Consider the following 12,187-nt stretch of genomic DNA (forward strand, 5'->3'; position numbering starts at 1 on the left):
GGCGATCACGATACGAATTATCGGCCCGGCCTTCCGCGCGCGCTAAGCGGCCGGGAGGTCCGGGTTTTCGGCGCTTGGATACAAGCGCTTCCGTCACCAGCTTTTTCACGCCGTTGCGCCCCTTTCTGGGCCGCCAGAAACGATTGTCCCGATATGACCGACACAGCCGAAAAGATCGATTACTCGAAGACCCTCTATTTGCCCGAAACCGATTTCCCGATGCGCGCCGGCCTGCCGCAGAAGGAGCCGGAGCTCGTCAAGCGCTGGCAGGAGATGGATCTCTACAAGAAACTGCGCGCCTCTGCCGCCGGCCGCGAAAAATTCGTGCTGCATGACGGCCCGCCCTATGCCAACGGCAATATCCACATCGGCCATGCGCTGAACAAGATCCTCAAGGACGTCATCAACCGTTCGTTCCAGATGCGCGGCTACGACGCCAATTACGTGCCCGGCTGGGATTGCCATGGCCTGCCGATCGAATGGAAGATCGAGGAGGAGAACTATCGCGCCAAGGGCAAGGCCAAGCCGGATCTGAAAGAGCCGGCGGCGATGATCGAATTCCGCCGCGAGTGCCGCGCCTATGCCGAAAAATGGATCAAGGTCCAGGGCGACGAGTTCCAGCGCCTCGGCATCGTCGGCGATTTCGACAACCCGTATCTGACGATGAATTTTCATGCGGAGAGCCGTATTGCCGGCGAGCTGCTGAAGATCGCCGCAAGCGGCCAGCTCTACCGCGGCTCCAAGCCGATCATGTGGTCGGTGGTCGAGCGCACCGCGCTGGCCGAAGCCGAAGTCGAGTATCACGACTACGAGAGCGACACGATCTGGGTGAAATTCCCCGTCGCGAAAGGCCCCGATGGCGTGAAGGATGCCTTCGTCGTCATCTGGACGACCACGCCCTGGACAATCCCCGGCAACCGGGCGATCGCCTATTCCTCGCGGGTTGCCTACGGCCTCTATGAAGTCACGGCTGCCGAAAATGATTTTGGCCCGCGCCCGGGCGAGAAGCTGATCTTCGCTGACAAGCTGGCTGAGGAATCTTTCGCCAAGGCGAAGCTGCAGTACAAGCGCCTTGCCGATGTTGCGGCCGCCGATCTCGCTGCCATCACATGCGCGCATCCGCTCAAGGGGCTCGGCGGCGGCTATGAATTTGCCGTGCCGTTGCTCGAAGGCGATCATGTCACCGACGATGCCGGTACGGGTTTCGTGCATACGGCGCCGAGCCACGGCCGCGAAGACTTCGACGTCTGGATGGCGCATGGCCGCGAGATCGAAGCGCGCGGCATCGAGACCAAGATCCCGTTCCCGGTCGACGACGGTGGCTTCTACACAGCCGATGCCCCCGGCCTCGAAGGCGCCCGCGTCATCGACGACAACGGCAAGAAGGGCGATGCCAACGACCGCGTCATCAAGGCGCTGATCGAATGCGGCGCGCTCTTTGCCCGCGGCCGCCTGAAGCACCAGTATCCGCATTCCTGGCGCTCGAAGAAGCCGGTCATCTTCCGCAACACGCCGCAGTGGTTCGTCTATATGGATAAGACGCTGCCGGACGGAACGACGCTGCGCACCCGGGCGCTCACCGCGATCGATGACACCCGCTTCGTGCCGGCTGCCGGCCAGAACCGCCTGCGCGCGATGATCGAGCAGCGCCCGGACTGGGTGCTTTCTCGTCAACGCGCCTGGGGCGTGCCGATCTGCGTCTTCGTCGATGAACATGGCGCCGTGCTGCAGGACGAGGCCGTCAACGCCCGCATCCTCGATGCCTTCGACGCCGAGGGCGCTGACGCCTGGTTTGCCGAAGGCGCCAAGGAGCGCTTCCTCGGCAACGAGCATGATCCGGCCAAGTGGTCGCAGGTCATGGATATCCTCGACGTCTGGTTCGACTCGGGCTCGACGCACACCTTCACGCTGGAGGACCGCCCGGACCTGAAGTGGCCGGCCGACCTTTATCTCGAAGGCTCCGACCAGCATCGCGGCTGGTTCCATTCCTCGCTGTTGGAATCGGCTGCCACCCGCGGCCGCGCGCCTTACGACGCCGTCCTCACCCATGGCTTCACCATGGACGAGAAGGGCGAGAAGATGTCGAAGTCGAAGGGCAACGTCACCGCCCCGCAGGAGGTGATGAAGGACGCCGGCGCCGACATTCTGCGCCTCTGGGTGATGACCTCGGACTATGCCGACGACCTGCGCGTCGGCAAGACGATCATCCAGACCAATGTCGATGCCTATCGCAAGCTGCGCAACACTATCCGCTGGATGCTCGGCACGCTGGCCCATGACAAGGGCGAGGAGATCGCGCTGGCCGATCTGCCGGAGCTGGAGCAGCTGATGCTGCATCGGCTGGCCGAGCTCGATCAGCTGGTGCGCGAAAACTACGACGCGTTCGACTTCAAGAAGATCGCCCGCGCGCTGATCGATTTCGCCAATGTCGAGCTTTCGGCCTTCTATTTCGATGTCCGCAAGGATGCGCTTTATTGCGACGCGCCGTCGAGCCTGCGCCGGCGCGCCAGCCTGCACGTCATCCGCCAGATCTTCGATTGCATGGTGACCTGGCTTGCGCCGATGCTGCCCTTCACCACCGAGGAGGCCTGGCTGTCGCGCAATCCGTCGGCCATATCCGTGCATCTGGAGCAGTTCGCCCCGGTTGCCAAGGAATGGCGCAACGATGCGCTGGCCGAGAAGTGGAAGAAGATCAGGGCTGTGCGTTCGGTCGTGACAGGCGCGCTGGAAATCGAGCGCAAGGACAAGCGCATCGGCTCCTCGCTGGAAGCGGCGCCCGTCGTCCATATCGCCGATGCCGAGCTTCGCAAGGCGCTCGAAGGCCAGGATTTCAGCGAAGTCTGCATCACCTCGGGCATAACAATCAAGGCGGACGCCGGTCCGGCGGAAGCCTTCCGCCTGGCCGAAGTGCCTGACGTCGCGGTCGTGCCGAAGCTCGCCGAAGGTGTCAAATGCGCCCGTTCCTGGCGCATCACCACCGATGTCGGCTCCGATCCTGATTATCCCGACGTCTCGGCGCGTGACGCTGCGGCATTGCGCGAACTCGGCATCCGCGCCTGAAGATATTTGCCGGGTGAATTGCCTTTATGGCGGTCATCCGGTAAAAGCTGCCTGAAAATGGCCGGATTTTTGCGTCAGGGGGACGGTTGTCCGGTTGGGCAACGATTGCACCGGTGGCTGGAAGGGTTTTCATGTTCGCAACGCATTGGTTCCGTATGGGCGCCTGCCTGTCTGTTGTCGTGGCGGGATGCTCGTTGGTGTCCAGTTGCGCCAGCAGCCCGACCTACGGCACCGACAAGACCGCCATGGAGCAGCTGACCGACGATCTCGGCCAGTCCGTGTCGCTGACCGGGCCGGATCCGAAGAACAAGGGCGTCAAGTACTCGCCGCGTCCGACGCTGGTGCTGCCGGCTGAGGGGCAGAGGGAGACCCTTGTTCAACCGCAACAGACGGTGGCCACCAAGGACAATCCACAGTGGCTTGAATCGCCGGAGGAAACCCGCGCCCGCCTCGTTTCGGAGGCCGACGCGAACTCCGACAACCCGAACTACCGCTCGCCGCTCGCCAGCTCGGCGATTGAAGGCGGCCGCCGCACCACGGAAGCCCAGACGCAGGCCTATCGCGAAGCCCGCGCCCTGCAGAAGGGCTCCTACGTCGATCAGCGCCGCTATATTTCCGACCCGCCGCCCGGCTACCGCACCGTCGATGATCCGGCAAAGCTCGACGATGTCGGTGAGCCCGAGCTCAAGAAGCAGAAGAAGCGCAAGAAGGATGCTGCGATCGCCAACAGCGGCAAGCAGTGGTGGAACTTCCTGCAATAGCGGCTTGTCCGAGCGCTCAGGCGCCGTCCTAGGAGATCGACGAAGCAGCCCCTCATCCGGCTGCCGCCACCTTCTCCCCGTAAACGGGGCGAAGGGACCATGCCGCAACCTCTCCGTTCCCCGCACACCTCTCGCAGGGCTCGTCCCAACCATTAGCTCGAAAACCGAAGATAACGCGCGGGACTACAGCGCCTCTCTCTTCTGCGAAAAGAACGTCCGCAAAATCTCAGCCGACTGAACCTCGTTGAGGCCGGAATAGACTTCCGGGACGTGGTGGCATGTTGGCTGCGCATAGAATCGCACGCCGTTGTCGACGGCGCCGCCCTTCGGGTCCTCGGCGCCGTAATAGAGCCTGCGGATGCGCGCAAACGAGATGGCTGCCGCGCACATGGTGCAGGGCTCCAGCGTCACATAGAGATCGGCGCCCGCAAGACGTTCCTGTCCGAGCGCTTCGCAGGCGAGCCGGATCGCGGCGATTTCGGCATGGGCGGTGACGTCATTGCGCTCGCGCGTGCGGTTTCCCGAGCGGGAAACGGCGATATCGTCAATGACGACGACGGCGCCGATCGGCACTTCGCCGCGTTCGCCGGCGGCGCGCGCCTCTTCGAGCGCCATCTCCATGAAACGATTTGTCTTCACGATAGCAAGAATTTCCACTTAACCGCAGATGCGTGACCTGATAGACAGGCCCAAAAGGCAGGCAAACAACAAATGACATCCAAAGACAAGCCAAAACGCCCGGGTGCAAAGCCCTTTTCACGCGACGCCGGGGCCAAGGCCGGCCCGAAAGCGGGCGGCGCGAAGCCGGCAAAGGCTGCAGCCACGCGCCCGGCCGCGGCCGAAACTGAGGGCGAGGCCAAGGCCGAACGCATTTCCAAGGTGATGGCGCGCGCCGGCGTCGCCTCCCGCCGCGACATCGAACGCATGATCATGGAAGGCCGGGTGACGCTGAACGGCAAGGTTCTCGAAACCCCCGTCGTCAATGTCACGCTCGCCGACCGGATCGAGGTCGACGGCGTGCCGATCCGCGGCATCGAGCGCACCAGGCTGTGGCTCTATCACAAGCCGGCCGGTCTGGTGACCACCAATGCCGATCCGGAAGGCCGCCCGACCGTCTTCGACAACCTGCCGGAAGAACTGCCGCGCGTCATGTCGATCGGCCGTCTCGACATCAATACCGAAGGGCTGCTGCTGCTGACCAATGACGGCGGCCTTGCCCGGGCGCTGGAACTGCCGGCGACCGGCTGGCTGAGGCGCTATCGCGTCCGCGCCCATGGCGAGATCGATCAGGAAGCGCTCGACAAGCTGAAGGACGGTATCGCCGTCGACGGCGTGCTCTATGGTTCGATCGAGGCGACGCTCGACCGCACGCAAGGCTCGAACGTCTGGATCACCATGGGCCTTCGCGAAGGCAAGAACCGCGAAATCAAGAACGTGCTCGGCGCCCTCGGCCTCGACGTCAACCGCCTGATCCGCATTTCATACGGCCCGTTCCAGCTCGGCGATCTGCCGGAGGGCCATGTCATCGAAGTGCGCGGCCGCACGCTCCGCGACCAGCTCGGCCCGCGCCTCATCGAGGAAGCCAAGGCCAATTTCGACGCGCCGATCTATAACGCCCCGGCCGTTGCCGCCGAGGAAGAGGCTGAGGTCGCCGCACCGGAGAAGCGCGAGCGTCCGCGCCGTGACGAGGACAAACGCGAAAGGGCGTTGAGCCGTCTCGACACCAAGCGGGACGACCGTCGCGGTGATGACCGCCGTGGTGGCGCGCGCCGCGATGACGATCGCCGCGACGGCGGACGCCGGGATGACGAGAAGCCGAAGCGCTCTGAGCCGCTCGGCCAGCGCCGCAGCGCCAATGTCTGGATGGCGCCCGGCGCCCGGCCGCTCGGCGAAAAGGCGGCGGCGAAAGCTGCCAAGAACGCCCAGACTGCGCGCCGCCGCGGCGAGCAGGCGCCGGCAAAGAGTGCTGCCTTCGATCGCATCGAGGATCGTCCGCGCACGCCGATCAACCGCGTGCGCGAAGAGGACGGCGAATGGATTCGCTCGAGCGAGCAGCCCCGCCGCAAGGATGAGGGCGAGGGCTTCGGCCGCAAGCGCTCCTTCGGCGATCGCCCCGCCCGCGAAGACCGCGGTTTCGGCGATCGTCCTTCACGCGGCGATCGGCCTTTCGGCGACAAGCCGCGCGGCGACCGCAGGCCGCGTGCCGATGGCGACGAGCGTCCCCGTGCCGCCAGAACTTCCGCCGGCGAGGGCCGTTCGGAACGTCCGCGCGGCGACCGCCCGTTCGGCGATCGTCCTTCGCGTGGTGACCGGCCTTTCGGCGACAAGCCGAGTGGAGACCGCAGGCCGCGCGAAGATGGTGACGAGCGTCCGCGGGCAGCCAGAAGCTTTGCCGGTGAGGGGCGGTCCGAGCGTCCGCGCGGCGAACGGTCCTTCGGCGACAAGGCGCCCGGCGGCAAGCCTTCGGGCGATAAGCCGCGCGGCAAGGGCTTTGGTGCCAAGCCCGGCGGATCGAAGAATTTTTCCGGCAAGCCGAAGGGCGGCAAGCCCGGCAGCGACAGGCCGGGCGGCGACAGGCCTGCGGGCGGCCCGTCCAGAGGTGGCGGAAAAGGAAAGGGAATGACGCGCGGTGCGGATCGTCGGCGGTGAGTTTCGCGGACGGCCTCTCGCCGTGCCAAAATCCAACGATATCCGGCCGACTGCCGACCGGACGCGCGAGAGCCTGTTCAATATATTGAGCCATGCCTATCCGGGATGCGTCGACGGCACCCGGATCCTTGATCTTTTTGCCGGCACCGGCGCCGTCGGCCTCGAAGCCGTGTCGCGTGGCTGTCGCCATGCGCTCTTCGTCGAAAACAGTGTCGAGGGCAGGGCGCTGCTCTGGGAAAACATTGATGCGCTCGGCCTGCACGGCCGCACGCGCATCCTGCGCCGCGATGCCACCGATCTCGGCAGCGTCGGCAATCTCGAAGCCTTCGACGTGCTGTTCGCCGATCCGCCCTATGGCAAAGGCCTCGGCGAAAAGGCGATGGCGGCGGCCGCCCAGGGCGGCTGGCTCAGGCCGGGCGCGATTGCGGTGCTCGAAGAACGCGCCGATGTTGTCGTTTCCGTGCATCCTTCCTATGTTTTCCTCGAAAGCCGCATCTTTGGCGATACGAGGGTGCATTTCTTCCGGTATCAGCCGCAATAAGCGGGGGCGGGGCGTGCAGCAGGCAGAATTCATCAGTCCGAAACTGCCTGCGATCAGCGACCTTCCGACGGTCGCGGTTGCTTTCGGCGGCGGCGGCGCGCGCGGACTTGCCCATATCCACATCATTGAGACGCTCGACGAGCTCGGCATCCGCCCGGTGGCGATATCGGGCTCGTCGATGGGTGCGATCATGGGGGCCGGCTTGGCCGCCGGCATGTCCGGCGCCGAAATCCGCGAACATGCGCTGACGACAGTCGGCAATAAGACGGCGGTCGTCGCCCGCATTTGGGGGCTGAGACCGGCGACGGTGCGTGATGCGGTCGCCAAGGGCATTCGCATCGGCCAGTTCAATCTGGAGCGGATCCTCAAGGCCTTCCTGCCGTCAGAACTGCCGGCCCGCTTCGAGGATCTGCTGGTGCCGATGAAGGTGATCACCACCGATTATTACGGTCAGAACGAAGTGATCATCGAAGAGGGCGAGCTTTTTCCGGCACTCGCCGCCTCATCCGCCATCCCCGCCGTCTTCATGCCGGTGCGCCTGCGCGGCCGGGTGATGATCGACGGCGGCATCAGCAATCCCGTGCCCTATGAACCCCTGATGGATCTTGCCGACATCGTCGTCGGCATCGACGTCGTCGGCGCGCCGGAAGGCGACGGCACCCATATTCCGAACCGCATGGAAAGCATCTTCGGGTCCGGCCAGTTGATGATGCAGACGGCGATCTCGCTGAAGCTGAAGCTCCGCCGGCCGCATATCTTCCTGCGCCCGGCGGTCGGCCGCACCGGCGTGATGGATTTCCTCAAGGCCCGCGACGTGCTGGCCATGTCGGTCGGCGTCAAGGACGAACTGAAATTCGCCCTCGATCGCGAAATCGAAGCGCGATTAAAACGCTAGACTATATTGCACGCGAACCGCCGCGCATGTTTGCGCGACCTCCATGAGTGGTTCGCCGCACATCGCCTCGGCTATTATCTCGGCATCGTCATTGCCGATTTCGAACAGACCGAAGCGCAGTTGATAGCCCCAGCCTGCCCGGTCGCTGGTGAAGGACAGCCGGCCGAGCAGCGGCCGGATCGGCGTTTCCAGAGCCTGGTACCAGGCGACATCCCGCCTCCAGGGGCGAAAACCGGGGTGGGCTTCCACTTGATAGGCCTCGGTTTCCTTGACCACGCCAAGTGCCGTGAACGCCTGGAGCCGATCCTTGCCGCCGAATGTTTCGGTCGGCGAATAGTAGATCACCCGGTCGCCGGGCGCGCTCCGTCTCAGCGGAGCGGCCTTTCCGTGACAAACCTGCATGAAGCCGGCCTCCCGCCCGATGCGGACATGATTTGCTGATGCAACGGCGATCCAGCTGCGGGGCATATTTCAGCCCTCCGCGACATTGTAGACGCGCAGACGGTGCCCGTCGGGATCGGCCGCGACAAAGCTGCGGCCGAAATCGAGGTCGGTCGGTGACAAAAGAATGCTCGCGCCCCTGTCCAGCCATTCGGCATGAAGTGCATCAACCACATCCGCCGTCGCAACCTTGAAACCGACGTCGCAGCCGCCGCCCATGCCAGCCGGCGCCGGCTCAACGCCCGCCTTGCCCCACAGGCCAAGGGCCAGGCCCGAAGGCAGGATGAACATGGCGAAAGTCGGACTGGCGTCCACCGGATTCTGCCCGAGCAATCGCTGATAAAAGCTGGCGCTCTCTGCCGCGTCGGTGACGAAAAGGAGAATGCTGTTGCCGTCGATCATGTGAAGCCTCCTGTTGTTGGTCAGGACGGGTTCTATCGTGGCATGCTGACAGATTCTGGCAGTAGCCTCCGTCTTTCGATGCACTCCATTTTGGTACCGTCCCGAACCGGCTTATGCGTCGGCTGTCGCATCCGCGGTGCCCGCCAGCGGGTCGTCCTCGAAGGGGTCGGCGGCGCGTTTCGGCTTGACCAGCGGCTCGGGGCGGACGGGGTGGGAAAACAGCATGTCGCGGCCGGCCTGCAGCCCTTCGGAAGCCTGCAGCACCAGACGCGCCTCGTCGCGTTTGCGGATGTCCTCGCCGATTTCATAGGCGTCAACCTCGGAAACGCCGAGCGCTTCCAGCGTGCGCCGCCCGAACAGCAGGCCGGATTCCAGCGTTTCGCGCAGCTCGTAGTCGACGCCCTTGTTGCGCAGCTCGATCGAATGGATGCGGTCGTAGGAGCGCACATAGAGTCTTGTGTGCGGATAGTCCGCCTGCACCAGCTCCACCACCTTGTCGGTGATCTCCTTTTTCTGCGTGCAGACGAGCACGATCTTCGCCCGGTCGATCCCGGCCGAGCGCAGCACGTCCTTGCGGGCGCCGTCGCCGAAATAGATGCGGAAGCCGAAGGCGGAGGCCTGGCGGATGCGGTCGGCCGAAAAATCGATGACGGTGACGCTGCGCCCGCCGGCAAGCAGGATCTGGGCGGCGATCTGGCCGAAACGCGAGAAGCCGACCATCAGCACGTCAGCGCCGGCCCCTTCGAAATCCTCGTCCAGTTCTTCCTGTGCATCGCCGTTGAGCAGCCGCTTCGACAGCGCGGCCCCGATCGGAGTCAGTGCCATGGAGAGGGTCACAATCGCCACCAGCAGCGAGGCCGTGCTCGTCGACATCAGCCCGGTGACATCAGCCGCGGTAAACAGCACGAAGCCGAATTCGCCGCCCTGCGGCAGCAGGAAGGCGATGCGGATCGCATCGTCGTGGGGCGAGCCGGAGATCCGGCAGAGCCCATAGATGATGATCGCCTTGACGGCCATGACGATCGGCACGGCGACGATGACGAAGAGCGCGTTGTCGGCGAGAACCTCGAGCTGCAGCGACAGGCCGACGGCGATGAAGAAGATGGCGAGCAGCACGCCTCGGAAGGGCTCGATGTCGGCCTCCAGCTCGTGCCGATAGGAGGATTCGGCCAGCATTACGTCGGAGAGAAAGGCGCCCATCGCCATCGAAAGGCCGGCCAGCTGCATCAGGCTTGCCGATCCCATGACGACGAAGAGGGCGGCGGCGATCATCGCCTCGCGGGCGCCGGTGCGGGCGATGATCTGGAAGAGCGGTGTCAGCAGGTAGCGTCCGGCAACGACCATCGCCGCCACCGCGCCGACGGCGACTGCAAAATCGGTGAGCGGCGCATTGCTGCCCTTGCCGCTACCATCGAGCACGGTGATCAGCGCTAAGAGCGGCACGATCGCCAGGTCCTGGAACAGCAGCATCGAGAAGGAACGCTGCCCGTATCGCGTATTGACGTCGCCGTCGCCTTCGAGGATCTGCATGGCGAAGGCGGTCGAGGACAGCGCCAGACCGAAGCCGGCGACGATGCTGCCGCGCCAGTCGAGAACGCCGGAGAGGAAGGCGAGCGTGGTCAGCGCCAGTCCGGTCATCACCACCTGCGCCGTGCCGAGGCCGAAAATGTCGCGCCGCATCTGCCAGAGGCGGCTGGGCTTCAATTCCAGCCCAATGATGAACAGCAGGAAGACGACACCGAGCTCGGCGACGCCGAGGATCTGTTCGCCGTCGGTAATGCCGTGGAAGACCGGTCCGATGACGATGCCGGCGGCGAGATAGCCGAGGACGGTGCCGAGCCCGAGCTTCTTGAAGATCGGAGCGGCGACCACCGCACCGCCGAGAAGCAGGATCGTTTCGGAAAAAAGGGCGTTGGGCGCTGACATGCTGACGATTTCTTTCGGGTGGCGGGGGCATGCAGGCAGTCCCGATAAAGAATCGGCGGCGGCGGCCTTGATGCTTGGGAGAGTGCACAATAAATGGAACGCGAAGGAAAGGCCAAATCATGTCCTCTGAAATCGATTCCTCGACACTTCTTTCCCGCGCAAGTCAATTGATCGATCTGGCAAGGAAGGCAGGGGCCGACGCCGCCGATGCCGTCGTCGTTCGCTCGCGTTCGCAATCGGTCAGTGTCCGTCTTGGCAAGGTCGAGGGAACGGAATCCTCCGAAAGCGACGATTTCTCGCTGCGGGTCTTTGTCGGCAAGCGCGTCGCCAGCGTTTCGGCCAATCCGGGCTTCGATCTGCAGGCGCTTGCCGAACGCGCCGTCGCGATGGCCAAAGTCTCGCCGGAGGATCCCTTCGCCTGCCTCGCCGATGAGGCCAGCCTTGCGAAATCCTATCCCGACCTGCAATTGTTCGATCCCACCGAGGTCTCCTCCGAGATGCTGCGCGAGGCGGCTCTTGCCGCCGAGACGGCGGCCCTTGCGGTCAAGGGCGTGACCAATTCCTCCGGCGCCGGCGCATCCGGCGGCATGGGCGGCCTTGTTCTCGCCACCTCGCACGGTTTTGCCGGCAGCTACATGGGCTCCCGGTTCGGCCATTCCGTCAGCGTCATCGCTGGCGAAGGCACCGGCATGGAACGCGACTACGATTTCGACAGCCGCCTCTATTATGCCGAGCTTGAAGACCCCGCCGAAATCGGCCGCCGCGCCGGCGAACGGGTGGTGAAGCGTATCAATCCACGCCAGGTGCCGACCGGCAAGAACGTCACCGTCATCTTCGACCCGCGTGTCGCCCGCGGCTTCGTCGGCCATATCGCCGGCGCGATCAATGGCGCCGCCGTCGCCCGCAAGACCAGCTTCCTGCGCGACAGGATGGGTCAGCAGGTGCTGAAATCAGGCCTGTCGATCACCGACGATCCGCTGATCGTGCGCGGCCCCGCTTCGCGGCCGTTCGACGGCGAGGGCGTGGCCGGCGAGCGGCTGGTGATGATCGAGGATGGTGTCCTGAAACACTGGTTCCTTTCGACCTCGACCGGCCGCGAGCTCGGCCTTCCCACCAACGGCCGCGGCGTGCGCGGCGGCACCGCCGTTTCGCCGTCCTCCACCAACCTCGCGCTGGAACCCGGCGACATCTCGCCGGAGGAACTGATCCGCAGCGTCGGCAACGGCTTTTACGTCACCGAACTGATCGGCCACGGCGTCAACATGATCACCGGCGAATACAGCCGCGGCGCCACCGGCTTCTGGATCGAGAACGGCGAACTCACTTTCCCGGTGTCCGAAGTGACGATCGCTTCGAACCTCAAGGACATGTTCATGCGCCTGACGCCGGCAAACGACATCGACCGCAAGTTCGGCGTCGCCGCACCCACCTTCGCCATCGAAGGCATGACCCTCGCGGGGCGCTAGAGCATGATGCCGAAAAGTGTGAGCGGTTTTCGGACGACATCATGCT

Annotated in this window: 10 protein-coding genes; 6 read left to right on the plus strand and 4 right to left on the minus strand. The window is 64.6% G+C overall.

What is annotated here, in order from left to right; translation table 11 throughout:
* Positions 1 to 153 precede the first annotated feature (153 nt).
* The gene (gene ileS / locus EFD56_RS22855; RefSeq protein ID WP_085743574.1) at positions 154 to 3,060 is read left to right on the plus strand and encodes an isoleucine--tRNA ligase; all 2,907 of its coding nucleotides are present in this window, start codon (positions 154 to 156) and stop codon (positions 3,058 to 3,060) included.
* Positions 3,061 to 3,191: 131 nt separating this feature from the next.
* Positions 3,192 to 3,821, plus strand: coding sequence for a hypothetical protein (locus EFD56_RS22860; RefSeq protein WP_004675395.1), 630 nt, complete (start codon positions 3,192 to 3,194; stop codon positions 3,819 to 3,821).
* A 183-nt stretch (positions 3,822 to 4,004) separates the two neighbouring features.
* Here the strand turns inward: EFD56_RS22860 and EFD56_RS22865 are convergent, their stop codons facing one another.
* Positions 4,005 to 4,442 carry a nucleoside deaminase gene (locus EFD56_RS22865; RefSeq protein ID WP_064817543.1) on the minus strand — a complete coding sequence of 146 codons (438 nt, stop codon included), beginning with the start codon at positions 4,440 to 4,442 and terminating at the stop codon, positions 4,005 to 4,007.
* Positions 4,443 to 4,532: 90 nt separating this feature from the next.
* Here EFD56_RS22865 and EFD56_RS22870 point away from each other — a divergent pair, with 90 nt between their 5' ends.
* The 3 genes from EFD56_RS22870 to EFD56_RS22880 are packed head-to-tail and all read left to right on the plus strand — an operon-like array spanning position 4,533 to position 7,906.
* Entirely contained in the window at positions 4,533 to 6,470 is a 1,938-nt protein-coding gene (locus EFD56_RS22870; protein WP_126906370.1) for a pseudouridine synthase, read from the plus strand.
* Positions 6,451 to 7,011, plus strand: a complete 561-nt coding sequence (rsmD, locus tag EFD56_RS22875) for a 16S rRNA (guanine(966)-N(2))-methyltransferase RsmD (protein WP_037143633.1) — start codon at positions 6,451 to 6,453, stop codon at positions 7,009 to 7,011. Before EFD56_RS22870 ends, rsmD begins: the two co-directional genes overlap by 20 nt.
* Before the next feature lie 13 nt (positions 7,012 to 7,024).
* Positions 7,025 to 7,906: a patatin-like phospholipase family protein gene (locus tag EFD56_RS22880; RefSeq protein WP_126906371.1), complete on the plus strand. Its 882-nt coding sequence runs from the start codon at positions 7,025 to 7,027 to the stop codon at positions 7,904 to 7,906.
* Here the strand turns inward: EFD56_RS22880 and EFD56_RS22885 are convergent.
* The 3 genes from EFD56_RS22885 to EFD56_RS22895 form a co-directional block, all read right to left on the minus strand.
* Positions 7,895 to 8,374 carry an EVE domain-containing protein gene (locus tag EFD56_RS22885; protein WP_004673740.1) on the minus strand — a complete coding sequence of 160 codons (480 nt, stop codon included), beginning with the start codon at positions 8,372 to 8,374 and terminating at the stop codon, positions 7,895 to 7,897. The genes EFD56_RS22880 and EFD56_RS22885 overlap by 12 nt on opposite strands.
* A gap of 3 nt (positions 8,375 to 8,377) precedes the next feature.
* Positions 8,378 to 8,749, minus strand: a complete 372-nt coding sequence (locus EFD56_RS22890; RefSeq protein WP_085741872.1) for a VOC family protein — start codon at positions 8,747 to 8,749, stop codon at positions 8,378 to 8,380.
* A 111-nt stretch (positions 8,750 to 8,860) separates the two neighbouring features.
* Positions 8,861 to 10,675, minus strand: coding sequence for a monovalent cation:proton antiporter-2 (CPA2) family protein (locus tag EFD56_RS22895; protein ID WP_126906372.1), 1,815 nt, complete (start codon positions 10,673 to 10,675; stop codon positions 8,861 to 8,863).
* Positions 10,676 to 10,794: 119 nt separating this feature from the next.
* Between EFD56_RS22895 and EFD56_RS22900 the strand changes: the two genes are divergently transcribed.
* Positions 10,795 to 12,141, plus strand: a complete 1,347-nt coding sequence (locus EFD56_RS22900) for a TldD/PmbA family protein (protein ID WP_004673743.1) — start codon at positions 10,795 to 10,797, stop codon at positions 12,139 to 12,141.
* Positions 12,142 to 12,187: the final 46 nt, after the last annotated feature.

The sequence above is a fragment of the Rhizobium phaseoli genome (assembly GCF_003985125.1).
In the GTDB taxonomy this organism is placed as follows: domain Bacteria; phylum Pseudomonadota; class Alphaproteobacteria; order Rhizobiales; family Rhizobiaceae; genus Rhizobium; species Rhizobium phaseoli.